Origin of the sequence: Cryobacterium sp. TMN-39-2, from assembly GCF_004402745.1 — a bacterium.
Taxonomy (GTDB): Bacteria; Actinomycetota; Actinomycetes; order Actinomycetales; family Microbacteriaceae; genus Cryobacterium; species Cryobacterium zongtaii.
Window position 1 is genome coordinate 50508 of sequence record NZ_SOFX01000022.1, and the last position, 23868, is coordinate 74375.

Here is a 23868-nt window from a genome sequence, read left to right on the forward strand (position 1 = left end):
CACGAGCGCGACCGGGTCGTCCGGCGTAGCTTGGGGGGCAAACGGCGTCACCTTGACCTGAGGGAGCTGAAGATGAAACGACGACTTCGGTGCCGGCTCGGGTTGCACAAATGGGTCATCAAGCAGGACTCGCCGGACGCGCCGAGGTACCACGGCTGCCGCTTCTGCGACAAGATCAGGGACGACAGACAGCCCATTGCCGACCTTGGCGGCGGCTTTTGAGTCTCCGGGTGTTGCACCGAGTGCCTCAAAACTCCGAGACTCGAAACCATCGGTTCGGTCGAGCCTCACTGTGACGAAAGTCCCGCTTCACCCCGCGTAGCGTTGACCGGGCGGGATCGAGATGCCTGACGATGTGGGCACGACGCTCACCAGCCACGTCCGTCCGCGAGGAGACAACGCCATGACACCTGCGCCGAGGTCGCGCGTCCGCAGCACCCGCACCGGTCGGGCTCCGCTGAGCAGCCTTGGCATCCCGTTCGGGCTGGCCGGCCTGGCCGGCACCTGGACCATGGCCGCACACACCTCGCTCACGCCGAACATCATCGCCGAGGGGCTGTGGATGCTCGCGGCAGCCGCCTGGATCGTCGTCGTCACGAACTACCTCCGGCGATCCGGTTATCACGGCGGCAGCATCGGCGAGGATCTCCGCGACCCCGTGCAGGGCCCTTTCGCGTCGCTCGCACCGACGTCGGCGTTGTTGGTCTGCACCCACTACGCGCAGTATTTCCCGATCGCCGGCCGCATCGCCACGGGTGTGTTCATGGTGATCGGCCTGCTCTTCGGCACCTGGTTTCTTGCTCAGTTCGCTCTCCGCGAGCGCAGCATCGACAGCATCCACGGCGGCTACCTGTTGCCAACCGTCGCCGCAGCGTTCATCATCGGGCAGGGGGCAGGCACGTTCGGCTGGACGTTGTTGGGCGAAGCGGCCATCGCTGTCGGTATCTTGTTTTGGCTGATGCTGGGCACGATCATCCTGGCGCGGATTGCGTTCCGCCCGGCGCCGCCCGACGCTCTCCTACCGACCTTCGCGATCTGGTCCGCACCGCCGGCGGTCGCCGGAAACGCGTGGTTCGCGGTCAACGGCGGCCGCATCGACCTGGTCGAGACGATGTTGCTCGGTGCCTTCGTCGTGCTGATCCTCGTGCAACTGATGATGCTGGGCACCTACTGGCGGCTGCCTTTCACCCTGGGGTTCTGGGCATTCACCTTCACCGCGGCATCCAGCGGAACCTATACGGCACACTGGCTTGCGCTCTGGGGCGGTCCAGGCCACGCGGTGTGGGCGTGGCTCGCCATTGGGGTCGCCACGATGCTGATCGGGAGCATCGCCGTGCGATCCGTCGCCCTGCTGAGCGGTCGGACTGGTAAGACGAGCTGGGCCGACCCGAAGCCGGGAGAGTCGGGCCCGTGTAGTCCGTGATGGTCGCACTCTGGATGTGATGTCTAGCGGCAGAGGGCGTGGGGGACGATCATGGGCCGATGGTGCTCTTCATTGATCGCGTGGAAGCCGGTCGTCGGCTGGCCCTGCAGCTCGACTACCTGCGTGGGCAGGACATTGTGGTGCTCGGCATTCCCCGCGGGGGAGTGCCGGTGGCGTACGAGGTCGCCGCGTCACTCGACGTCCCTCTCGACGTCATCGTCGTGCGCAAGCTCGGCGTGCCCTTCCAGCCCGAATTCGCGATGGGCGCCATCGGCGAGGGCGGGGAGCAACTCATCGACGAATCGACCGTGGCCTTGACCGGGGTGACCGACGCCGAGGTTAGCGCGGTCGAAGCTCGCGAGCGGGTGAACCTCGACGCGCGGGTCGAGCGACTCCGGCCGGGCCGCGACCGGATCCCACTCGATGGCCGCACCGTCGTGATCGTGGATGACGGGGTGGCTACGGGGGCGACAGCACGAGTGGCGTGCGACGTGGCCCGCAGGTTCGGCGCCGCGACCGTGATCCTCGCGGTGCCCGTGATCGCCGCCTCGACCCTGGCGGAGATGACCGGCGCAGACGACATCGTCTACCTGGCGGCGCCGGAGACCTTCTGGGCGGTCGGCCAGTTCTACACCGACTTCTCGGCCACCACCGACGACGAGGTCGCTCGGCTGCTCGACGAGGCGGCACGCCGGCTCACCGGGCCGTCGGGTGCGGGCGACTCGGACCTCGAGGCGGGGGTCGACGACGAGGTCGAGATCCCCGTCGACACCGTGCCCCTGAACGGGCATCTGCACTTGCCCGCGTCGCCGACCGGCGTGGTGCTCTTCGCCCACGGGAGCGGCAGCAGCCGGCACAGCCCCCGCAACCAGTACGTGGCCGATGTGCTGTTCGAGGCCGGGCTGGGCATCCTCCTGTTCGACCTGCTCACGCCGGAGGAGGAGCTGGACCGGGGGAACGTCTTCGACATCGAGCTGCTGGGCCGGCGATTGGTCGCCGTCACCGGCTGGCTGACCGACCGGTCCGACACCGCCGGATGCCGGATCGGCTACTTCGGTGCCAGCACCGGAGCCGCCGCAGCCCTGTGGGCGGCCGGCGATGCCGAGACGCATATTGCCGCTGTGGTGTCTCGCGGGGGCCGGCCCGACCTGGCCGGAACGAGACTACCGCTGGTGACCGCGCCCACCCTGCTCATCGTCGGCGGTGCCGATATCACCGTGCTGGAGGGCAACCGCGAGGCACAGAAACACCTGCGCTGCGAGAACCGGCTGGCCGTCATACCCGGCGCCACCCACCTGTTCGAGGAACCGGGCGCCCTGGGCGCCGCCGCCGAGTTGGCCGCCGGCTGGTTCGCCCGCCACCTGGTGCCGCCGAACACCGCGGAGCCCGCCTAGGAACCAAGAAGTTTCCCGATCAGACGCAAAAAAGCGCCATCCGGGGGCCCCATGCCGTATGGTCGCCCCTGGGGGAACAACAATGAAGCTTCGACTTGCCGTAAAAGATGTGTCCGGGGTGGTGGGTGATGTCGTCGTGACGGCGGATGTCACCGCCACGGTGAGCGACATCGCCAGACACCTCTCCAGCCGAACGGTTCGCGGAACACCGGGGCTCTCGGCAGACACGGCCGGCGCCCAGCCCCCTGGGCTGGCCCCGGACCTCACCCTGCGAGCGGAATACCCCGGCCGGACCCAGGCCCGGCTACTCAACCCGTCCGCCACCATCCACGAGTCGAACCTGCGCTCCGGCTGCACCGTCGAAGTGGTCTCCAGCCTGGAACGCCGGGACGGCGATGACCTCTTCGGCACCGCCGCCGCGATCGTGCGGGTGCTCGAAGGCCCGGATGCCGGCAACGAGTTCACCATCGCCACCGGCGTGAACTACGTCGGTGGCGCCCCCGACTCCCAGGTGCCGTTGAACGACCCGAATGTGTCGCGCCGGCACGCCTCCATCACGGTGGGCGACACCATCAGCGTCACCGACCTGAACTCGGCCAACGGGGTCACCGTCGACGGCGCCCTTTGCCACCGCTCGTTGCTCTCGGCCTCGTCGCGGCTGCAGCTGGGCGCATCCGTGCTCATGGTCATCCCGCTGCCGGTGCCGGCCGGGGCGTCGGCGGAACCGGCCGCCGCGGACTTCTCCCGCTCGCCTCGCGTTGAGCCGGTCTATCTCGGCCGCACCTTCACCGCACCCGAGCTGCCCAACCCGCCGGAGAAGCAGCGCTTCCCGACCCTCGCCCTGATCGCCCCGGTGGTCATGGGCGCGGTGCTGTTCCTGGCCACCCGGCAGGTGTACACGCTGCTGTTCATCGCCATGGCCCCGATCATCCTGCTCGGCACCTGGATCGACAACCGCATCCAGGGTCGCCGCAAGGGTCGCGCCGAGAACGCACGCTTCGACGCCGCGGTCGTCGACCTCGAAGCCAGCCTGGCGGAGGAGCGCGAGCACCAGATCGACGCCCGGCTGGCCGAATCGCCGTCCGCCACCGCCATCGCCACCGCGATGCAGGAGCACTCCGCGTTGCTGTGGACCCGCAAGCCCGAACACGCCAGTTTCCTCGAGGTGCGCCTGGGCCTGGGCGCCCAGCGCAGCCGCAGCACCGTCGCGCTGCCGTCCAAACACACCGGCACCGTGGACGAGTGGCACCGGGTGAACGCCATCATCGACGAGTGCGCCCAGGTGGACGGCGTGCCCGTCGTGGAGAACCTCGCCCGCTGCGGAGCGCTCGGCATCGCCGGCTCGTCGACCCAGGCGGCGGATGCGGCCCGCGCCGTGATCACCCAGTTGGTCGGCCTGCATTCCCCGGCCGACCTCGTCGTCACGGCCTTCGCCGGCGGCGACGCCACCGCGGACTGGGCCTGGCTGAAGTGGCTGCCGCACGTGAACTCCCCGCACAGCCCGCTGCGCGTCAACGGCCTCGCCGCGGACTTCCCCGCCGCGACCGCCCTGCTGGCCGCCCTGGAGGGCCTGATCGCGGCCCGCCGCACGGCTGGATCCGGCGCCGAGCAGGTGCGGTCGAGGCTGACCGAATCGCGCACGGCCACCGACGACCTGGCCGCCGCGGTGGACCGGCTCCCGGCCCGGCCGGCGATCATCGTGCTGGTGACCAACGAAGCGCCCGCCGACCGCTCCCGCCTGGTCGCGCTCAGCGAAGAGGGCGCCGACCACGGCGTGTTCCTGGTCTGGCTGGCACCCTCCGTGGCGGCGCTGCCCGTGGTCTGCCGCACCTACCTCGACGTGCAGCCCGACGGCACGAGCGTCGGGTTCGTGCGTGTCGGGCGCACGGTGGCCCTGGCGGCCCTGGAAACCGTGGAACCGGCCGGTGCCGCGACCGCCGCCAGGGCGCTGGCTCCGGTCGAAGACATCGGTGCCCGGGTGCTCGACGAAACCGACCTGCCGCACAGCGTCAACTTCCTCGACCTCTACGACGGTGACGTGGCCGACGACACCGCGGCGGTCCTGCAGCGCTGGGTGAAGAACGACAGCCTCAGCTCGAGCTGGGTGCCCGGCACCCCCCGCGAGGCCGGCGGTATCCGTGCCCTCGTCGGGCAGGGCGCCAGCGAACCGTTCTACCTCGACCTGCGCACGCACGGGCCGCACGCCCTCGTCGGTGGTACGACGGGGTCGGGCAAGAGTGAATTCCTGCAGACCTGGATCATGGGCATCGCCGCGGAATACGCACCGGACCGGGTGACCTTCCTGCTGGTGGATTACAAGGGCGGCGCCGCCTTCGCCGAGTGCGTCGACCTGCCGCACACCGTGGGCCTGGTCACCGACCTCAACCCGCACCTCGTGCGCCGTGCGCTCACGTCGCTCCGCGCCGAGCTGAGGTTCCGTGAGCACCTGCTGAACAGCAAGGGCGCCAAAGACCTCGAGACGCTCGAGAAGCGCTCCGACCCGGACGCCCCGCCGGCGCTGATCCTGATGATCGACGAGTTCGCCGCCCTCGCCTCCGAGGTGCCGGAGTTCGTCGACGGCGTCATCGACGTGGCCCAGCGCGGCCGGTCGCTCGGCCTGCACCTGGTGATGGCCACCCAGCGGCCCGCCGGCGTGATCAAAGACAGCCTGCGGGCCAACACCAACCTGCGGGTGGCGCTGCGGGTGGCCGACGAGGCGGACAGCCACGACGTGCTCGGCGTTGCGGATGCCGCGGGCTTCGACCCGGGAACCCCCGGCCGCGCCGCGGCCAAGCTCGGCCCCGGCCGGGTGCTCGACTTCCAAACCGCCTACCTCGGCGGCCTGACCCCGCCCGCGTCGGCTTCGGTGCCGGCACCGGATGTGGAGGTGGCCGACCTGTCCTTCGGCCCCGGGGCTACCTGGGCGAGCAACGTCGCCCGCACCCGCAGTGCCGGCGGAGCCCGCGACATCGAACGCCTGGCCCGCACCATCGCCGGCGCCGCGGACAGCCGCGACCTGGCCCTGCCGCGCAAACCCTGGCTCGACCAGCTGCCGGCCCTGTTCGACCTGGCCGGGCTGCCCGTCGCCGGCGAGGGGCTGCTGCCGGTGGGGATGCTCGACGAACCCGAGGAACAACGGCAGTCCCCGTTCGTCCTGGACCTCGACACCATCGGCAACCTGGTCATCCTCGGCACCGGCGGGGCGGGCAAGACCGCCGCGCTGCGCACAATCGCGGTGGCCGCCTCGGCGGCGGCCGAGACGCATCCGGTCGCCGTCTACGGACTCGATTTCGCCGGCGGCGGCCTGAGCATGCTCGAGTCGCTGCCCACCGTGGGCGCGGTGATCGCCGGCGACGACACCGAACGGGCCACCCGCCTGTTCAAGGACCTCGCCCAATTGGTGGACGACCGGGCCGCCCGGTTCGCGCTGGCCAGGGCCGGCTCGCTCGGCGACTACCGGCGCATCACCGCCGTCGCGGAACCGCGCGTGCTCGTTCTCATGGACGGGATGGCGGCGTTCCGCGCCGACTACGAATTCCGCGGCGCCGGAGAGCTGTTCGACAGGTTCCTCAAGCTCGCGGCCACGGGCCGGCAGGTGGGTGTGCACTTCGTGCTCACCGCCGACCGCTCGGGGGCGCTGCCCACCCAGCTGCTGGCCAACGTGGGGCAGCGACTCGTGCTGCGCCTGGCCGGCGAGAGCGAATACTCGGCCGCCGGGGTGCGCCCCGACGTGCTCACCGACGCCGTGCCCGGCCGCGGCCTGGTCGACGGCCACGAGGTTCAGCTGGCGGTGCCGGGCGGCACGGCCGACCTCACCGCACAGTCCACCCGGGTGGAGGAGCTCGCCGCTCGGCTGCGCGCCGCCGGCGTCGACGCCGCGACCGGGGTCGAGCGCCTGGCCGCGCACATCCCGCTCGCCGACCTGCCGGCGCAGGTCGCCGGCCGGCCCACCCTCGGGGTCAGCGACGAAAACCTCGAACCGGTCGGCGTGCCCCTGGACGGACTCTTCGTGGTCACCGGCCCGTTCGGCTCCGGCCGCACGACGACCATGACCACCATCCTGCAGTCGGTGCGCGCGACCCGGCCCGAGCTGCGACCGTACCTGCTCGTGGGCCGGCGCAGCGCCCTCGCCGACGTCACCGACTGGGCGGAGCTCTCTACCGACGCGGACGAAGCCGAAGCGTTGGCCGTGCGCCTGGCGACCGTGCTGGAGCAACCGGCCACGACCGGCAGCACCGACCTCCTGATTGTGGTCGAGAACGTGGGCGACTTCGAGGGTCTGCCCGCCGAGGGCGCCGTTGCCCGGCTGATCAAGGCGGCCCGCCGCGCCGGTGTGCCGGTGATAGCCGAAACCGATACCGTCACCGCCGCCAGCGCCTGGCAGATCTACAGCGAGCTGAAGACCGCCAGGGCCGGCATCGTGCTGCAACCCGAAGAGACGGATGGCCTCAGCCTGTTCCGCACCCCCTTCCCACGGGTCACCCGCAGCGACTTCCCACCGGGCCGCGGCCTGCTCGTCGACGCCGGCCGGGCCATCCAGGTGCAGGTGGCCTTCCCGCGCCCGCTCTTCAGAGAGATCCGGAGCTGACATGTACGGAGACACAAGCCGGCTGCGCACGCAGGCGTCGACCACGCGCGAGAACGCCAACCAGCTACGCAGCCGGGCCAGTGCGATGCTGACCCAGGTTGAAGGAATGGCCTGGGCGTCGAGCGCGGGGGACACACTGCGCGCGCGTATTCGCACTGTGGCCCTGGGTCTGGGTAGCGAAGCCCAGTTGCTCGACGACGCAGCCTTGCAACTGGAGGCCCACGCCCGCGCCGTCGATGAAGCGAAGGCGGCCATAGTGGCAGCTCAGGCGGCCGTGCAGGTGGCCTGGGACAGGTCCGTAAACGTGGTCGGCAACGTCATCGAAACGACCACAGACATCGCGGTGGCTTCGGTCAGCAGCGCCATGAACACCATCGGCAGCGCCCTGAGCGGCGCCGCGGACGAGGTACGTGTGACGATGTTCACCATGGCGGACGAACTGGTGCCAGAGTCGACGGTCGAGCTGGCCCGGAGTGTGGTGCGCGCCGTGCCGGCGTTACCACCGGCGGGCTCCCGCGATTGGCTTGACCTGGACGGCACGTTCTCCACGCAGGGCTGGAAATGAGCGGCGTAACCGGCGCCAACGCCCGCGGCGCGGAGACCCTGTTCTCGTTGACCCTGCCGGAGGCGCGTCTGCTCCGGGACCACCTGCCTGGCCTGATCCTGCCGGCGTTTATCCCCGCTGCCGAGTCGACAGGCGCACACGATGAGACAAACCAGTCTGCTGGCGTGCTGGCAGGACTGAAGGCGCGGCAGCTCGTCAGCAACGAAGTCGGCCTGGACGATCCCGACTGGTCGACACAGATCCCGTCGACGCTGCTGCTGGCCCTGACCCTGCAGATGTCGGGTCGACTGGTCTTCCAGGTCGTGGCCTGGAGCGCCGCCGACGGGGCCGGGCGCTCGACCACCATGCACTCCACGACCGTGTCCGAGACCGTGTGCGCGGGCTTGACCGTGCGCTCCACCGCGAACGCCGAGGAGGATCCGCAGGTGGAGGTCACACTGGCGCCTGTGACGGGGTTGTACCCGTCGTTGGCCCAGCTGCTGCCGACCGATTCACCCGTGGCCGGCCCGCCGGTCAGCGATGGGTCGGGCCGGGCCGTGTCGCTGGGGATCGTGGAGTCGCGTGCGCTGATCGCCGCGATCCGCGGCGGCGACCACCGGGTCGTGGCGAACCTCACCACCGAACTCCACGCCGCAGACGCTCGTGAGGTGCTACAGGATCTCAGCGGGGCGATGGGCACGGGGTACCGGATCAAAGCCTTCGGTGCGGTCGGAGACACGTCAGGTCGGGCCTTGTTCGCCCGGGACTGGTTCAGGGGGCCGAGGGGCTGGCTGAAGATGTCTGTGACCCTGCCCCGGCCCGTCGCGGGTGCTGACGCCGCGCAGGCCATCACCGACCAGGGACGGGTGACGATCCGGCGCACCGCTCCGGCCGGTATCCACCAGGATCTCCTCGGGCTGGTTGCCGAAACCCTCGTGTCGTCCGCCGAGCAGACCGGAGCAACCGATGCCCGCTGACGACACAGCCCAGCCGGCCCCGACCATCGTCGACGCGTACCTCGACGGAATCGAAGAGACCGCCGCTGCCGGCGCCGCGGCCACACACAATCTGCAGAATGCGCAGGCGACCGCCGCGCGCGACGTGCAGGACGCGCAGGACACCGCCGTGGGTGACCTGCAGGATGCGCAGTCCACCGCCGTGCACGACGTGCAAGATACCCAGGCTGTCGCCGCGCACAACGCACAGGATGCGCAGACCGCCGCCACCGCCGGTGTCCTCGGCTCAGTGGCCCGCGCCGCAGCCTCAACCAGCCGGGCCGTGGCATCGGGCGGGGCCGCAGTCGCGGTCACCTTCGCCGATGTCGAGGCAATGACGACGTCCATCCAGTCGTTGAACCTGCTGGTGGCACCCATGATCGGCACAGTGGCGGCCCTGGCCGTGGACCCCGACCTGCTGGAATCTCTCGTGCTCTCCCCACTGACCGGTGCCAACGCCGAGGCGGCTGCCCTGCGGGCTGCCACGCGCCTGACCACGCAGCTCGTGGTCACCGAGAGTCTTGCCCTGGTCACAGCCTCCGTGGTCACGACCTACCAGCTCGCCGACAGCGCGCTGCAGGTCTCGGCAGCGGCGCTCGGCGGCGGAGTGTCCGTCGGCGGGTCCGTCGTCGGCGGTGCGGTCACCGTGGCTGGAACGAGTATCCACGGCGCCGGTGACGTGGCCGGCGCGACCGCATCCGGCGCCTGGGATGTGGCCGGCGCCGCCGGCACCGGCGTCAGGGGCTTTGCCAGTGCGGCCGCCTCAGGTGCAGGAAGTGTTGCCGGCGTGGCCGTTACCGGTGCGGAAAATGTCGCCGGCGCCGCCGCCTCCGGTGCCGGGGGAGTTGCCGCCGCCCAGGCCGACCTCGCCGTGACGATGGTGACAGGTGCTGGAGTTGCGGCGGGCCTGGCGGGTGCGCTGTCCGCATCGTTCAAAATGGGCTTCCTTCAGGAGACCGCCGAAACGTGGGCCGGCGCCCTGATGGCCGCGGCGGACGAATTCCAGGAGGACCCCATTGGGGTTCTGCGCACTCGTGGAATCCCGCTTGCCGTGGGTGTCGGGGTTTCTTTCTTCGAGAATTTCTCCCTGAGCGACGTTTCGGCCAACAGCGCGGCGAACGTCGGAGCGCTAATCGGTGCGACCGGCCCGTACTTCGATGACATTGTCGGCATGATCATTTACGACGGTCAGACCCTCGGCATGTTCAACGATGGTGAGGCGACTTTGGGTGACTCCGGGCTCAGTGACGAAGCCATTGACGAACGTGCGATATTCGCTGCAAGGGAGAGCCGACGGCTGACAGGCGATGACGTTGAGATAACGACGGATGGCGAGACCGGTCAAGTCAAACCAACCGACGTCGCGTCCCTGCTCGTCAGCGCCAGCCAGATCGATGCCACAGGCAAGGGGGATTTCGCCGAGATCCGCATCTTCCACAGCCAGGCCGAGAAGCTTGATGCGGAAGGCAACGCGGTGCTTGATGCGCAAAACAACCCGGTCATCGAGCACGCATACACGGTGCAGATTCCCAGCACCCAGGTGTGGAACCCGCTCGCCGGCGCAGTCCCCAACGATCTGACCGCGGACCTGCTTGCGGTGCACGGCGATCAGACCGCCCTGATGGACGCCGTTTTCGACGCCATGGAGAAAGAGGGAATCCCGACCGGGCTTGGCGCGCCCCCCGTGATGACCACCGGCTTCAGCCTGGGCGGTATCACCGCTGCGGCGATGGCGGCCGACCCTCGCGGCTACAACATCCAACAGGTGGTCACGGCCGGGTCTCCGATCTCGGAAATGGCCATTCCGGATGGCGTGGACGTCACCGCGTTGGCGGCCGACGAGGACCTTGTCGTCGTAGCGACAGGAGGGCAGAACCCGGAGAGATGGACGACAGTGGGCGGATCCGGGTCGCATCTCACCGGAGAATCCGACTCGACCCCCATGCACGCGTTGAACGTCCACAATGCGAACCGATACGCAGTCATGGCCTCCGAGAACCCCGAAATCAATAATGATCCGAACATCACTGGCTATTTCGCCGGTGACGTGACCGTGAACGACTATCACGCATCTCGAAAGTAGGCTCCCGATGAAACCGGAAGCGACGTTTCCCAAACGCTCACGACGGCCGACCCGCCGGGCGGCAACGTCGGTATTGGGCATTGGGCTGGTAATCGCCCTGACGGGGTGCTCACTTGGCGGTTCGGAGGGGCAGTCGAAGGAATCCGCAGATGCGGCCCTGTCGGCGATCCCGGGAGTCAGCGGGGGGTCTGTGAATACCAGCAGCATGGTGAGTGGCCTCCAGGAGGAGACCCACACAACGATCGAGGTCCAGGTGGAGCCTGGGTTCTCGGTGCCCGACCCGGAGGCCCTGGTCGATTACTTGATTGGCGTCGCGTGGTCGACTAAGACTAAGGAAGCGACCTCGAGCGTGGAGATCATTGTTGTCAGCGACCCGCAGATTTCCATTGTCGATGCTGTCGAGGAGGGACCGTGGGTGGACACCGGGGTCGACCCGAATTTCCCAGAAGGGGCGGTGGTGGGCGCTGACGAAGTCAAGGACCGCTTTGGGGACTGGCCTGGCGAGGTGCCGGTGCTGCCGGATGGGCTCATTGTCGGCCCGACGCCGGAGCCTACGCCGTGACCCGCGTATGAGCGCCGCATGTCGTGGACTGTCCTCGCGAGTGCGCCTGTCCGTTGGTGCGGCGGGGCTGGTCGTGATCCTGTCGGGATGCGGGATGCGGGATGCGGGTTGGGCGGTTCGGAGGGGCAGTCGAAGGAATCAGCAGACGCTGCTCTGTGGGCAATCCCGGGCGTCAGCGAGGGGCCTGTGAATACCAGCAGCATGGTGAGCGGTTTGCCGGATGGGCTCATAACTGCCCCGACATCGGCCCCTGCCCCGTGATCCGCACGTGAGCGCCCGATAACGCCGCCGCGACGGCCCCCATTTGGGTAACAGTCGGTGTGATTTGAACTTTTTTGCCGATAACGGCGTATTTTTATGAGATATGAGCCTAAGCTGGCGGCTTGCACGGGGGGTGCGGCATCGAGCCGCATCATTGCATGTTTATCTTTAGGGGAGTTCGCGATGGCGAATATCAATGTTTCGTACCAGGAAATCAATTCCAATGCCGATCGCCTTGTGGCCGGCCGCGACGAGATCAACGCGACACTGGGTAAGCTCCAGTCGCAGATCGCCGCACTGATCAGCTCCGGCTTCTCGACGGACAAGTCGTCCGGCGCGTTTTCGGATGCCTACAACCGCTTCACCACCGGAGCTCAGAACACCATCGGCGGACTCGACGACCTGTCGCTGTTCCTGCGCACCACGGCGCAAACCCTCGGCGAGGTCGACGCGCAGCTAGCTGCCCGTCTCTCCCGCTAACAGCGCGCGTTCTGCAGCGCGGCGTCGATGCGACGCTGGGCTGCGGTGACGCGTGGTTGACCTGAACGTCGATGCCGCCTTTGTGAGGGGCATCGCCTCATCGATGGATCGCGCCAGTGCGCCATTGCAACTCGGCAGCGACCTCACCCGTGGCGCGAGTAGCGCCGCGCTGGGCTCTGGGCCCGTGGCAAGCACACTCGACGAGTCGACGACCCAGCGCGCATCCCGTGCCGAACTGGCCGGCGAGACAATCGCGGACCTGGGCCGCCGGGCAACCGACTACGTCAAAGAGATCCTCGCCGCGGACACCAAGCTCGTCACTCAACTGGAGAACGGTCGGAGGCAACTGTGAGCTGGACCAGAACCAACCCGGGTGCCGGTGACCCATGGGGCATCCGAAGCCAAGCCAGCATTCGCCAGACCGGTGCCGACAACCTACGCACAACAACGCTCACAAACCTGCAGACCGCCGTCACCGACGCCGCCTCGGCAACGTGGACCGCGCAAGCGGCGACGGCCTTCGCCGCCAGCGCGGAAGGCCTGATCCCCGACGTGCAGGTAATCATCACCGGGCTGGAGACGGATGCCGGCGCCCTCAATCAGTACGCGGCCATGGTCGAGCAAATCCAAGACCAGGCCCGCGCGGTCCAACGTCAGCAAGAAGACGCCCAACGCGACCTGGCCCGACTGCTTTTCACGTCTTTCGGTGACATCGCCGAGACGACGAGCCCTCGCTCGGAACCGGACCCCAACGCCCTTGAGCGTGCGCGGGTGGCGGAGGCCCTGAGGGAAACCCGCTCGACGCTCACCCAGGTGGAGGTGCGTTGGGACGAACTCGCACTCCAGCGCCGGGCCGCGGATGACGCCTGTGTCGCGACGCTGACCTCGGTGGGTTCGCGAGGAAACCTGGCCGGGCTCGGGACCCAGCAGCTGAGCTACCTGAGCACGACAGGGCTTCTGCAGAAGCTCGGCGGTCTCAGCGCCACGGAGATCACCATTCTGGTGCAGAACAATCCAGGTCTGGCGGAAAAATTCCGGAACAGCCCGCCGGATACCGCCGGGGTGGAGGTTTGGTGGTCCGGCCTCGACGCGGCCTCACAGGCTGCGCTGATCGTGGCGTTGCCCATTGTGATCGGCAACCTCGAGGGGGTGCCGTACGGCAGCCGGGTGCTGGCGAACAAGCACAACATCAGCACGGGCATCGCGACTCTGGAGACAGAGATCGTCGATCTGGAGAAGACCGTTGAGGCCAACAAGGACGGCAGCGGCACCCGGGGTGGGGGGAGCGGGCTCGCCCGACGGGAAGCGCAGGAGAAGATCGATGCCCTGCGGGAGCAGATCAGCTATTACCGGCGCCTCCGCGACGAGGAGATTGAGTTTTCGGACCCCGCGACGGGGCTACCGGTGGCCGTCACTGGCCACAACATCCTTGTCTTCGACCATGCCCACGATGCGATCGCGGAATACTCCGGCCTGCTCGATCCGGTCACCGGCAACGTACCCGCCGGGGTGGACTACGTCGGTCTTTATGTGCCCGGAACCAACACGACCCTCGGCAACTTTGACGGCGAGGTCAACCGAAGCGAGTGGTTCCTGAATCAACCCACAGACAAGGGCAGCGTTGGCATGATCACCTGGAAGGGCGGGCCGTTCCCGCAGGATCTCGAGGCGCTGTCCGGGGCAATGGCCGATGGGCTTGGTCAGAAGCTGGCGCACTTTGGCCAGGGCTTAGAGTTGGCGACATCGGCCGAAGTGACCGGGATGGGTTACAGCGCCGGCGGATCGATTATGGGTTCGGCCGAACGTGCGGGTCTCGCACTGGACCGATCGGTTCAACTGTCCAGCGCCGGGATGGGTTTCGGTGTGCGGGACCTGGCAGAGTATCCCGTCACCGCCGACGTTCCGCACTATTCCCTGATGGCCCCGAACGACCCGCTGGTCCTCTTCCAGGGCGCGGAAGCCGGCGACTTGGGCCACGGCGGCAGTCCCTTGACCACCGACGGGTTCATCCGCCTCGAAACCGGCTACCGAGAAAACGGGCAGGTGTCGTCCGGGCAGCTCGAGGGGCATCTGAATGTCTGGGACCGAAAAGGCACGGTGAGACGACAGCTGTACAACGTGCTTGTGGGCGGACAAGTCGAGCTCTACGCGGAACCTGAGGTGGTCGTGATCCCCGGTACGAACCAGAGTTATGCCACCAATCCGATCATGGAACCCGGCTATGAACCGACGTTGGTTGACGTCGAAGGGGGCGAGCAATGATGCACGATCGGCACGGCCGACGGGTGTTGGCAACAGTGCTACTCCTCGCCTCACTGACGATGGCGGGCTGTACTCAGGGAACTGGAGCGAGAACAGATATGAACGTGAATGACGCATCGAAGACCACCGCCGCACACGTGGATGCGCTGATCGAGCGGATTGACCCTGCGTTGATCGAACGCATCGACAAAGTAACGAGTGAGTCGTCGGGTTGCAGAGGAAACGATGTGGACCCTGAGCAGCGTGTGCAGCAGTGGACGAACCAACGATATGTCTGGTTCGTTGGGAGCGTGAGCCCGCTCGGTGGGCTCGATGTGCTGGACGAGCTGGTGGCGTCCCAGGTCGCAGACGGTTGGACGGCGGGCAGAGAAACAACAGAGGGCGACGGCCGCCGGGTGCAGCTCTTCGCCTCTGACGCGGGCAATGATGCCGGCTATGGAGTCGAGCTCGCTGGCGGCGGTGAGAACGGCGGTCTGACCTCACTCAGTATCAGCGCTGTGAGCCCATGCTTCGAGGTTGCCGAGGGTGAGCGGCCGTGACCGATGGCCTGATGCCCAAGGGCCTGGCAGCTGCGCTGGCGCTACTCGCGCTTGCCGCGGTAGCCGGATGCAGCCAGCCGTCGGGTGCGAGAACCGACCTGACGTTGAACGACGCACAGCAGACCACTGCAGCGCACGTGGAGGATCTGATCGCGCGGATTGACCCTGCGTCGATCGAACGCATCGACAATGTGACGAGTGAATCCTCGGGGTGCAGAGGGATCGATGTGGACCCTGAGCAGCGTGTGCGGATGTGGGAGACCCGGCGTTATGTCTGGTTCGTTGAGGGTGTGAGTCCGCTCGGTGGTCTTGATGTGCTCGACGAGCTGGTGACGGCTCAGGTCGCCGACGGTTGGACATTGGCCGGGGACAGACCGGACGGTGACGGTCGTCGTGTGCAGCTCCTTGCGCCTGACCAGGACGACAACGAGGTCGGCTACGGCGTCAACATCGTCGGTGGCGGAGAGGTCGGCGGACTGACTTCGCTCAACATCAGTGCGGAAAGCCCGTGCTTCGAAGCTAGTGAGAGAGCAGCGCAGTCATGACCGAACAGATCAGCCCCGAAAGGACCAGCACGGGCACCAGGCGCCGCACACCACGCCTGTCCCGTCCGTTGAAGCCGACTGCGGCGAATGCCACGGGAACGCTCAGGGGAGCCGTGCGCCCGCCGACGAAGTCCCGTCGTAGGCCGGCCGTGATCGCTGCCGGCGTCGCCCTCGCCATCGTCGGCGGACTCGGCAGCTGGTACTACGCATCCACTGTCGGCAATACCGTCACGGTTCTGTCGACGCAGACTGATGTCGCCCGCGGCGCCACCATCACCAGTGCCGATCTCACCACGCTGCAGATCGCCGGCGGCCAGGACACCCCCGCCTTCACCGCCGCGCAGGCCACCGACGTGATCGGCCAGACCGCCACGGTCGACCTGCCGGCCGGCACCCTGGTCACCACAGCGAACGTGGGGGAGGGAATCAGCATCGCTGCGGGCCAATCCATCGTGGGTGTGGCCCTCACCGTGGCGCAGCTGCCGAACTACCCGCTTGCCGCGGGGGATCGGGTGCGCGTTGTGGACACCCCGATCGCGCAGGGTGACCCGCCCGCGACCTCGCCCAAGTCCTTTGTCGCCACGGTCTTCACCAGCCGGTTCGATGAAGGCACCGGCACCTGGGTCGTCGACCTCGTCGTGCCGGCACAGGAGGCGGCCGACATCGCGGCGCGCAGCGCCACCGGCCGTGTCGCCCTGATCCTCGACGCCCCCAAGGGCGAGTAGCAGTGGCGATCCTTGCCCTGACCAGCCTGGCCGGCTCGCCCGGTGTCACTACCGTGGCCGTGGGCGCCGCGCTGAACTGGCCGCGTCCGGTGATCCTCGTCGAGGCCGACATTTCCAAGTCCAGCAGCATCCTGCCCGGATTCCTCCGCGGCCAGGTGGACCACGCCCTTGGACTCACCCCGCTGTCGGTCGACCACCAGCGCGGTGAGATCACCCTGGCGAACCTGTGGGCCCAGACCATCGAACTCGCCCCGGAGCGATACCTGATCCCCGGTTTCTCCAGCCTGCAGGCCGCCCGCGGCACGACCACGCTGTGGGTGGCGTTGGGTGCGGCGCTCGCCGGGCTCGAAGCGGCAGGCGTCGACGTTCTGGTCGACCTGGGGCGGCTCAGCCAAAACGACTCGCGGATGCCGCTGCTGCAGCAGGCCGACGGCGTGCTGCTGGTCGCGCGCCCGGTGCTTCCCGATGTGGCCGCACTCGCCCCGCGGGTGGGGGATCTCGGCACGGCGCTCGGACTGGCCGGCCGCGACGGTGCCCTCTCCCTGCTCCTGGTGGATTCGGCCCACGAGAGCTACTCCTCCGCCGAGATCAGCCGGGTCCTGGGACTGCCGGTGGCCGCGCGCCTCGACTGGGACGTGCGCTCCGCCGCCGTGTACTCGCTCGGCGCCACCCGGCAGCTCCGATTCGACCGCGCGCCCCTGGCCCGATCGCTCACCACCGCCACCGAGGCGCTGAGTCAGGGACTCGCCATGCGGGCGACCCGGCTCGGCCGCCGCCCGAGCAAACCGACCGACACCGTGCAGACCAACACCGTGCAGACCAACACCGCGCTCGCCGACGCCAGCCAGGCAGGAGATCCCTCGTGACCGACCGCACCGGGCTGACCGACCGCACCGAACCCATGGACGACACCGAGTCGACCGACTCCACCCAGCGGACCGACGACCTGGACCGGCCCCGGAACATCGCCGAGTTGCCGTTCTTCGCCGGCGGTTCGCCGATCAGCATTCCGGATGAGGACCCGTCCGACGCCCTGCTGGTCCATCGCCGTCACGGTGACGGGCCGACCTCCGCCACAGCTCCGGCGGCCGTGGATCCGTTGTGGGCCGGTGGGCTGGACGGCAGCCTGCCCGTTTCGTTGCCCTGGGATATCGTCGCTGGGCTCCGCGAGCAGGTCGCGAATCTGCTGGCCCAGTCCGAACTGGCCTCGCCCAGCCTCACCGACGCCTCCCGGCAGGCCCTGGCGCAGGCGCACATCGTTGACGTCATCCGTTCGCAGGTCGACGACATGGTGCGCCTGGCCGGCGGCACCAGCGCCTGGGATCCGCGCACCCAGACCGCTATGGCCAAGGCCATCTTCGACTCGCTGTTCAAGCTCGGCCGGTTGCAACCGCTGGTGGAACAGCCCGAGGTGGAGAACATCGACATCTACGGCTACGACAACGTCTGGCTCACCTACGCGTCCGGGGAGAAAAAGCGGCACGAACCCGTGGCCTCCTCCGACGCCGACCTGATGGCCGAGATCGCGTTCCTCGCTGCCCGGGGCGGCGAGAGCGGGCGAGCGTTCACCGCCACCAACCCGATCCTCGACATGGACCTGCCCGGCGGCGCCAGGCTCGCCGCCGTCGCACCGCCGATCTCGCCGCGGCCCAAGATCGTCATCCGCATCCACCGGTTCGTCGACATCACCCTCGACGACCTCGTGGTCAACCACGGTACCCTCACCCACCCGATGAGCGCCTTCCTCGACGCCGCCGTGCGGGCCGGCAAGTCCATCGTCGTCGCCGGGCATCCCAACGCCGGTAAGACCACCCTCGTGCGGGCCCTGTGCAACAGCATGGACCCGATGGAGGAGATCGTGACCATCGAAAAGGAGCGCGAGCTGCACCTGGACCGCATGGGCGACCGCCACCACATCGTGACGGCCCTGCAGTACCGGCCCGGTCAGGGCGAGCGCACCAGCGACGGCAGCCGGCCGGGCGAGATCACCCTGGTGGAGCTGCTCGAAGAGGCGCTGCGGCTGAACGCCCAACGGATCGTCGTCGGCGAGGTGCGCGGCGGCGAGATCGACGCCATGTTCCAGGCGATGCAGGCCGGAGTCGGCTCCCTGAGCACCCTGCACGCCGAGTCGCCGTCCAACGCCATCGAGCGCATGGCCACCCTCACCCAGAAGAGCCTGAACACCTCGGATGCCTACGCCTACCGGCAGATCGCCCAGCACATCAACTTCATCGTGCAGGTGAGCAAGGTGCGCGACCTCGCCACCGGACGGGTGCGCCGCATCATCACCGAGATCTCCGAGGTCGGCCCGGGGGAGGGCTCGCGGCCCATCGCCACCCCGATCTTCCGCGCCGACCCGTACACGCACGAACAGGTGACCGCCAACCGGCCCCGCGATGAGACCCTGGCCCAGCTGGTGCACGCCGGGTTCGACCCGGCCCTGCTGATCCCCACGCAGGGCGGTGCGCCCTCGTGAATACCACCCTGCTGATGCTCTGCACCGTCGTGGGCCTGCTTGGTCTACTCGTCGTGGTGCTCGGCGTGCTGCCCGCGCCCCCGCCCACCCAGGCCAGGCCGCCGGGTGTGCTGCGGTTGCGGGTGCGCGCCTACCGCAGTCAATTCAGCCGGAAACGTCAGTTGTTGGCCCTCGGCGGCCTCGTCCTGGGTGTGCTCGCCTGGCTGGTGACCGGGTGGTTCGTCGCCGTGATCGCCGTGCCCATCGCCGCGATCGGCCTGCCGGTTCTGCTGGTCAAGGGCACCGAGAACGAGACCATCGAACGGCTGGAAGCCCTCGAAACCTGGACCAGGAGCCTGTCCGGCCTGATCGTCTCCGGCGCCGGAATGGAGCAGGCCATCGCCGCGTCGCTGAGCAGCTCGCCCGGCGCGATCAAGGAACAGGTGAGCATGCTCATCGCCCGGATCAACGCCCGGTGGGCGACCTCCGCCGCCCTACAGGGCTTCGCCGACGATCTCAACGACCCCACCGCCGACCTCGTCGTGGCCCACCTTCTGCTCGCCGAGAAGCAGCGCGGCCCCGGCCTGGTGAACGCCCTCGACGACCTCGCCCAGATCGTCTTCGACGAGGTGCGGGTACGCCGGCAGATCGAAACCGACCGCGCCAAGCCTCGCGTCAGCGTGCGCATCATCACCATCGTGACGCTCGCACTGCTGGCGGTCATCCCGTTCGTCGGCGAGTTCATGAAGCCGTACCAGACCTTCTTCGGCCAGGTGGCCCTGTTCGTCTGGCTCACCCTCTACGTGGTGCTGCTGGGCTGGTTGGGGCGCATCACGGTGGGCAAGCCCACGCCCCGCATCCTGGAGAACCCGCTCGACTCCGCGCACGAAAACTCCGCACACGGCAAGGTGGCCTGAGATGTGGCAGCTTGCCCTGATCCCCGGCGTGATCGCCGGGCTCGGCGTTGCGCTCGTGCTCTCCCAACTGCTGCCCAAGCAGCCGCAGCTGGCCGCCGCGATCACCCGCCTGGGCAATACCGCCGCCGTCGACGCGAAAACGGATGCCTCCTTCGAGGTGCGGGTGGGCAGCTGGGTGCGCGCCCGGCTGCCCGACCTGCCGGGTTTCACCCTGCCCACCCGCAACCTTGCCCTCGTCGGCGTGTCAGTGAACAAGTACCTCTCCGACAAGGCCCTGCTGGCGGCATTCGGCTTGATCGCGCCCAGCCTGTTCGGCCTGTTCCTGCAGGTGCTCGGTGTTGTGCCGTTCTACCTGCCGGCCCTGCTGGGCATCCCGCTCGGTGTCGCGCTCTGGTTCGGTCCCGACCAGGATCTCAAGGCCAAGGCCGCCACCGCCAGGGAGGAATTCTCCCGGGCCGTGGCGGTCTACCTCGAGCTCGTCGCCGCCGAACGGCGCCGCGGCGCCCCGGCCGGCCATGCGCTGCTCTCCGCGGCGCAGGTCGGGCGGTCGTGGGTGTTCGTGCGCATCCGCCAGGAACTCACCCGGGCGCAGTACGCCGGCACCCCGCCCTGGGACGCCCTGACGACGTTCTCGGAGGAGATCGGCGTGCCCGAACTCGCCGACGTCGCCAAGATCGTGCGGCTCTCGGGCGAAGAGGGCGCCTCGGTGTACGAGACCCTCCGGGCCCGCGGCAAGTCCCTGCGGGTGCAACTGCTCAACAACGAACACACCCACGCCAACGAGGCCAGCGAGCGCATGACCATCCCGATGACCATGCTCGCCATGGTCTTCGTCGGCATCATCCTCACCCCGCTGGTCATGAACCTTCTCATCGCCTGATTTCTCGCCCGACCCATCCGTTCTCAACCCGCACATCATCAGGAGCGCCACATGTTCACTCTCGCCCAATCCCTCTTCACCGAAGTTCGCCGCCGCGCCCGTCTGGTGCGCTCCACCGGAGACGCCGGCCTGCAGACCGTAGAGTGGATCTTCCTCGTCGTCGGCATCCTCGTGATCGCCGGTATCGTCATCGCCGCGGTGACGGCGTTCGTACAGGCCCAGGTCGGCAAGCTGCCGGGCTAAGCCGCAGACCATGGCCAGACGACCGCGTTTCCGCACCACCCTCACGGCACTTCGTCGTGAGGGGGCGTCAGAGCGCGGTTCACAGACGGTGGAAGCCCTCATCGTGCTGCCGATCCTGTTCGGCGTCTTCTTCGTCATTGTGCAGGGTGCGGTGTGGTTGCACGCCGGCAACATCGCCCAGGCCGCAGCGTCCAGCGCCTACAACGCGGCCCGGCTGTATGACGCCGTGGCGGCGGATGGCGTGGCCGCCGGCACCGCTTCTGCCCAGCAGACCGGCACTGTGCTCGACGGTGCCGTGGTGGTGGTGGATAGAACGATCACCACCGTGACCGTCACCGTCAGCGGCAACGCACCCACGCTGGTTCCCGGCTGGGACACCCGAGTGGAACGCACAGTGTCCGGACCGGTAGAACGGTGGATCACACCATGAGGCTACGTCGATGGCTGCGCGGGCGGTTGCACGGCTCCGGCGAGCGCGGCTCGATGTCCGTCGAACTGGTGCTGATCGCGCCGGCGCTGGTACTGGTCATCCTGCTGCTGGTGGCCGGTGCCCGGGTGGCCCTGGCCGGCAACGCCGTCGAATCCGCCGCTGTCGCCGCGGCCCGGGACGCGTCCCTGTCCCGCACGACCGCCGGCGCCCAGGCCAGCGCACAGCTGGCCGCGCAGACCTCGGTGGCGCAGTCCGGCCTCGCCTGCGCGGACTTCAGCGTGTTCGTTGACGACAGTGGGCTCAATGTTCCCCTGGGGGAGGTAGGCACCGTGAGCGCCACCCTGAGCTGCACGTTGGACCTGACCGACATCGCCTTGCCCGGCCTACCCGGTGCCAAGACCATCACCACCACGGCGAGCTCGCCCGTGGATGCCTTCCGGGAACGACCATGACTTCTCGCCGACTCATCGCATCTGATGTACTTCCAGCCCTTCAAAGGAGCACCATGACCACGCTGATCACCCCGATGTCAATCAGTCAGAAGCGCACGTTTGGCCTTTTGGGCTCGTCCCTGGTGGCCGCAGTGATTCTGGCAGGTTGTTCGAGCCCGGCACCACAGGCTGCGCCGACCCCTGAAGCCACCGCCGCGACAGCTACTCCACAGAGCTCGGCGGCTCCCGCGCCGACACCCACCTCAGCGGCTGCTCCCACGAGCGAGTCTGAGGCTGTGGTCGCGGCTGAGGCGACCCTCGCTCAGTTCGTTCAGATCATGAACGCTGTTATTGCGGAGAAGGGTGTTTCACCCGAGCGAATCAACGCGGTTGCAGTCCCTCCAGCAAATACCTCTGTCATCACCACGGCTCAAGCCATCGCCGATCAGGGCTACGTGGTCACCGGGGGAATCACCAGCACCGTAGAGGACTCATATTCTGGGGGCCTGGAAGCGGATGGGACGACCGTCCCCTTCGGATCGGTGATGGTCACCACCTGCTACGACAGCTCCACCCGAACGGTCACCCTGCCCAGCGGGGAGGCTGCACCCCAGCCACCGAACCCGCGTGGTTTGTCGACAATAACTGTCGTATATAGCCCCGCCGCGGGTGCCTGGTTTGTGAGGTCGTTGGATGACACAGGTGAAGCTTGCTAAACAACAGACGTCTGCTCCTCCTCACCTTGCTCAATGGAGCACTCGTGGCAGGAGCAGTTGCCGGCGCTCCCATCGCGGCCTTCGCCGAGACCGCACCCGGTCTTTACTGCAACGAGTTCACGGATGTTTGTTATGAAGTAAGAGAACTGCCAGGCACAGATCCCATCTCAAACCCCGATCCTGAGACCGGTTTCACCCCCGGTCCGGTTGAGTGCACCTGGCCCAACTTCGCCGATGCGACAAACGTCGTCGTACCTTGCTCTACCGACAACGGATATTGGAGCAACAAGAGGCACTGCTATATCAAGCTCACTAGCCCTCAACTCGAGATCCCGCCGGGGGAGGACGCCAACGGTGCGTGGTACACCTGCGACCCTCCCGCGGATTCTTGCGGCTTGTACGAGTGCTACATCCTCACGTACTGGTCTGACACCCCACCACCAGGCGTGAATACAATGACACCTGGACAGGCCGCTCAGCGACTCATCAGCAGCTTCCGGCTGCAGGGCATCACAGTGGGCTTTGCACCGGATCCGACCGTGGCCGGCTCGAAGAGCTACGTGGGCGTCCCTATTTGGATGTGGGCGGCGAACCCGACCCCGCTCAGCTACGGCCCATACGTGCAATCGACGACCCTGGGCGGTGTGACCATCACCGCGACAGCGCAGGTGAGCTCCATTGTCTGGAATATGGGTGACGGCACCACCGTCGCCTGCGCCAACGCGGGAACCCCGTTCGTGGTTGCCTATGGCGCCGTAGATTCACCCACCTGCGGTCACCGGTACGCCCGTACCTCCGCCACCCAGCCGGGCGGCACGTTTCCGATCACGGCGACCAGCCAGTGGCAGGTCAGCTGGGAGGGCGGCGGAGAATCCGGAACGATCCCGCTGACCACCACCGCGACCAGTGCGGTGCGGATCAACGAGATCCAATCGGTGAACGTGGGACCCGGCCGATGAGCAGGCCTACGGTGTTTCTCCGGGACCGGCTCGCCGCGCTGCGCGGAGACCGCGGGTCCGCGTCGGTCTCGTTCCTGCTCGTCTCCGTCACCCTGATCGTCGTGATCGGCCTCGTCGTCGACGGCGCCGGGAAGATCCAGGCGAACGAACGCGCCGACCTGGTCGCGGCATCCGCCGCCCGCACCGCCACGAACTCGATCGGCGGCGACACCGTGCGGGTGGGCGCGCTCACCCTCGACGCCGCGAAGGCGACCGCGGCCGGCGAGGCCTACCTCGCGGCGGCCGGCATGCCCGGCACCGTCACAGTCACCGGTGAGGTCGTCACCGTCACCGTCAGCACCACCTACAGCACCCGCTTTCTCAGCCTGATCGGCATCGTCGAGCTCCCCGGCACCGGGGAAGCCTCGGCCCGGCTGATCACCCAATAGTTTTCGAT

At 68.1% G+C, this 23868-nt stretch carries 23 protein-coding genes; all 23 read left to right on the forward strand.

The features are described 5' to 3' along the window. The first annotated feature begins 403 nt into the window (after positions 1 to 403). The 23 genes from E3O57_RS07185 to E3O57_RS07295 all read left to right on the forward strand — a co-directional run bounded on the left by E3O57_RS07185 (position 404) and on the right by E3O57_RS07295 (position 23860). Positions 404 to 1423 carry a C4-dicarboxylate transporter gene (locus tag E3O57_RS07185; RefSeq protein ID WP_165787982.1) on the forward strand — a complete coding sequence of 340 codons (1020 nt, stop codon included), beginning with the start codon at positions 404 to 406 and terminating at the stop codon, positions 1421 to 1423. A 59-nt stretch (positions 1424 to 1482) separates the two neighbouring features. Continuing rightward, positions 1483 to 2817, forward strand: a complete 1335-nt coding sequence (locus E3O57_RS07190) for a phosphoribosyltransferase (protein ID WP_103479781.1) — start codon at positions 1483 to 1485, stop codon at positions 2815 to 2817. An 82-nt stretch (positions 2818 to 2899) separates the two neighbouring features. Further along, entirely contained in the window at positions 2900 to 7405 is a 4506-nt protein-coding gene (locus tag E3O57_RS07195) for an FtsK/SpoIIIE domain-containing protein (RefSeq protein WP_165787983.1), read from the forward strand. Position 7406: 1 nt separating this feature from the next. Beyond that, a complete protein-coding gene (locus E3O57_RS07200) occupies positions 7407 to 7970 on the forward strand; it encodes a hypothetical protein (RefSeq protein WP_103479783.1) in 564 nt (187 codons plus the stop codon). Next, positions 7967 to 8926 carry a hypothetical protein gene (locus tag E3O57_RS07205; protein ID WP_103479784.1) on the forward strand — a complete coding sequence of 320 codons (960 nt, stop codon included), beginning with the start codon at positions 7967 to 7969 and terminating at the stop codon, positions 8924 to 8926. Before E3O57_RS07200 ends, E3O57_RS07205 begins: the two co-directional genes overlap by 4 nt. Continuing rightward, on the forward strand, positions 8916 to 11027 hold the full coding sequence (locus tag E3O57_RS07210; protein ID WP_103479785.1) for a hypothetical protein: 2112 nt from the start codon (positions 8916 to 8918) through the stop codon (positions 11025 to 11027). The genes E3O57_RS07205 and E3O57_RS07210 overlap by 11 nt, the downstream gene beginning before the upstream one ends. Before the next feature lie 7 nt (positions 11028 to 11034). Further along, positions 11035 to 11589, forward strand: coding sequence for a hypothetical protein (locus E3O57_RS07215; protein ID WP_133159822.1), 555 nt, complete (start codon positions 11035 to 11037; stop codon positions 11587 to 11589). A gap of 444 nt (positions 11590 to 12033) precedes the next feature. Further along, positions 12034 to 12330 (forward strand): WXG100 family type VII secretion target, encoded by a 297-nt coding sequence (locus tag E3O57_RS07220; RefSeq protein WP_103429634.1) that lies wholly within the window; start codon positions 12034 to 12036, stop codon positions 12328 to 12330. 52 nt (positions 12331 to 12382) lie between these two features. Then, entirely contained in the window at positions 12383 to 12682 is a 300-nt protein-coding gene (locus E3O57_RS07225; protein WP_103479787.1) for a hypothetical protein, read from the forward strand. Further along, positions 12679 to 14592, forward strand: coding sequence for a hypothetical protein (locus E3O57_RS07230; protein WP_103479788.1), 1914 nt, complete (start codon positions 12679 to 12681; stop codon positions 14590 to 14592). The genes E3O57_RS07225 and E3O57_RS07230 overlap by 4 nt, the downstream gene beginning before the upstream one ends. 98 nt (positions 14593 to 14690) lie before the next feature. After that, positions 14691 to 15131, forward strand: a complete 441-nt coding sequence (locus tag E3O57_RS07235) for a hypothetical protein (RefSeq protein WP_103460398.1) — start codon at positions 14691 to 14693, stop codon at positions 15129 to 15131. Next, entirely contained in the window at positions 15128 to 15676 is a 549-nt protein-coding gene (locus E3O57_RS07240; RefSeq protein WP_103479789.1) for a hypothetical protein, read from the forward strand. Before E3O57_RS07235 ends, E3O57_RS07240 begins: the two co-directional genes overlap by 4 nt. Then, complete coding sequence (locus E3O57_RS07245) at positions 15673 to 16401, forward strand: SAF domain-containing protein (RefSeq protein ID WP_103479790.1); 729 nt, start codon at positions 15673 to 15675, stop codon at positions 16399 to 16401. The genes E3O57_RS07240 and E3O57_RS07245 overlap by 4 nt, the downstream gene beginning before the upstream one ends. Before the next feature lie 2 nt (positions 16402 to 16403). Further along, positions 16404 to 17267, forward strand: coding sequence for a hypothetical protein (locus E3O57_RS07250; RefSeq protein ID WP_103460401.1), 864 nt, complete (start codon positions 16404 to 16406; stop codon positions 17265 to 17267). Then, entirely contained in the window at positions 17264 to 18877 is a 1614-nt protein-coding gene (locus E3O57_RS07255; protein ID WP_103479791.1) for a CpaF family protein, read from the forward strand. The genes E3O57_RS07250 and E3O57_RS07255 overlap by 4 nt, the downstream gene beginning before the upstream one ends. Continuing rightward, the gene (locus E3O57_RS07260) at positions 18874 to 19773 is read left to right on the forward strand and encodes a type II secretion system F family protein (RefSeq protein WP_103479792.1); all 900 of its coding nucleotides are present in this window, start codon (positions 18874 to 18876) and stop codon (positions 19771 to 19773) included. The genes E3O57_RS07255 and E3O57_RS07260 overlap by 4 nt, the downstream gene beginning before the upstream one ends. Before the next feature lies 1 nt (position 19774). Beyond that, positions 19775 to 20653 carry a type II secretion system F family protein gene (locus E3O57_RS07265; RefSeq protein ID WP_103460404.1) on the forward strand — a complete coding sequence of 293 codons (879 nt, stop codon included), beginning with the start codon at positions 19775 to 19777 and terminating at the stop codon, positions 20651 to 20653. Between the two features lie 51 nt (positions 20654 to 20704). Further along, positions 20705 to 20896, forward strand: coding sequence for a hypothetical protein (locus tag E3O57_RS07270; RefSeq protein ID WP_103479793.1), 192 nt, complete (start codon positions 20705 to 20707; stop codon positions 20894 to 20896). Positions 20897 to 20906: 10 nt separating this feature from the next. Further along, positions 20907 to 21326 (forward strand): TadE/TadG family type IV pilus assembly protein, encoded by a 420-nt coding sequence (locus tag E3O57_RS07275; RefSeq protein ID WP_103479794.1) that lies wholly within the window; start codon positions 20907 to 20909, stop codon positions 21324 to 21326. Further along, a complete protein-coding gene (locus tag E3O57_RS07280; RefSeq protein WP_103479795.1) occupies positions 21323 to 21778 on the forward strand; it encodes a TadE/TadG family type IV pilus assembly protein in 456 nt (151 codons plus the stop codon). The genes E3O57_RS07275 and E3O57_RS07280 overlap by 4 nt, the downstream gene beginning before the upstream one ends. A gap of 53 nt (positions 21779 to 21831) precedes the next feature. Continuing rightward, positions 21832 to 22473, forward strand: a complete 642-nt coding sequence (locus E3O57_RS07285; protein ID WP_133159823.1) for a hypothetical protein — start codon at positions 21832 to 21834, stop codon at positions 22471 to 22473. Between the two features lie 455 nt (positions 22474 to 22928). After that, positions 22929 to 23432: an ATP/GTP-binding protein gene (locus tag E3O57_RS07290; RefSeq protein ID WP_103479796.1), complete on the forward strand. Its 504-nt coding sequence runs from the start codon at positions 22929 to 22931 to the stop codon at positions 23430 to 23432. Next, the gene (locus E3O57_RS07295; protein ID WP_198416814.1) at positions 23429 to 23860 is read left to right on the forward strand and encodes a hypothetical protein; all 432 of its coding nucleotides are present in this window, start codon (positions 23429 to 23431) and stop codon (positions 23858 to 23860) included. Before E3O57_RS07290 ends, E3O57_RS07295 begins: the two co-directional genes overlap by 4 nt. Positions 23861 to 23868 lie beyond the last annotated feature (8 nt).

What these genes read in the sequence shown, in the direction of transcription:
- E3O57_RS07185 (WP_165787982.1), top strand. Translation starts at nt 404, where the DNA reads ATGACACCTGCGCCGAGGTCGCGCGTCCGCAGCACCCGCACCGGTCGG.
- E3O57_RS07190 (WP_103479781.1), top strand. Translation starts at nt 1,483, where the DNA reads ATGGTGCTCTTCATTGATCGCGTGGAAGCCGGTCGTCGGCTGGCCCTG.
- E3O57_RS07195 (WP_165787983.1), top strand. Translation starts at nt 2,900, where the DNA reads ATGAAGCTTCGACTTGCCGTAAAAGATGTGTCCGGGGTGGTGGGTGAT.
- E3O57_RS07200 (WP_103479783.1), top strand. Translation starts at nt 7,407, where the DNA reads ATGTACGGAGACACAAGCCGGCTGCGCACGCAGGCGTCGACCACGCGC.
- E3O57_RS07205 (WP_103479784.1), top strand. Translation starts at nt 7,967, where the DNA reads ATGAGCGGCGTAACCGGCGCCAACGCCCGCGGCGCGGAGACCCTGTTC.
- E3O57_RS07210 (WP_103479785.1), top strand. Translation starts at nt 8,916, where the DNA reads ATGCCCGCTGACGACACAGCCCAGCCGGCCCCGACCATCGTCGACGCG.
- E3O57_RS07215 (WP_133159822.1), top strand. Translation starts at nt 11,035, where the DNA reads ATGAAACCGGAAGCGACGTTTCCCAAACGCTCACGACGGCCGACCCGC.
- E3O57_RS07220 (WP_103429634.1), top strand. Translation starts at nt 12,034, where the DNA reads ATGGCGAATATCAATGTTTCGTACCAGGAAATCAATTCCAATGCCGAT.
- E3O57_RS07235 (WP_103460398.1), top strand. Translation starts at nt 14,691, where the DNA reads ATGAACGTGAATGACGCATCGAAGACCACCGCCGCACACGTGGATGCG.
- E3O57_RS07245 (WP_103479790.1), top strand. Translation starts at nt 15,673, where the DNA reads ATGACCGAACAGATCAGCCCCGAAAGGACCAGCACGGGCACCAGGCGC.
- E3O57_RS07265 (WP_103460404.1), top strand. Translation starts at nt 19,775, where the DNA reads ATGTGGCAGCTTGCCCTGATCCCCGGCGTGATCGCCGGGCTCGGCGTT.
- E3O57_RS07270 (WP_103479793.1), top strand. Translation starts at nt 20,705, where the DNA reads ATGTTCACTCTCGCCCAATCCCTCTTCACCGAAGTTCGCCGCCGCGCC.
- E3O57_RS07275 (WP_103479794.1), top strand. Translation starts at nt 20,907, where the DNA reads ATGGCCAGACGACCGCGTTTCCGCACCACCCTCACGGCACTTCGTCGT.
- E3O57_RS07280 (WP_103479795.1), top strand. Translation starts at nt 21,323, where the DNA reads ATGAGGCTACGTCGATGGCTGCGCGGGCGGTTGCACGGCTCCGGCGAG.
- E3O57_RS07285 (WP_133159823.1), top strand. Translation starts at nt 21,832, where the DNA reads ATGACCACGCTGATCACCCCGATGTCAATCAGTCAGAAGCGCACGTTT.
- E3O57_RS07290 (WP_103479796.1), top strand. Translation starts at nt 22,929, where the DNA reads ATGACACCTGGACAGGCCGCTCAGCGACTCATCAGCAGCTTCCGGCTG.
- E3O57_RS07295 (WP_198416814.1), top strand. Translation starts at nt 23,429, where the DNA reads ATGAGCAGGCCTACGGTGTTTCTCCGGGACCGGCTCGCCGCGCTGCGC.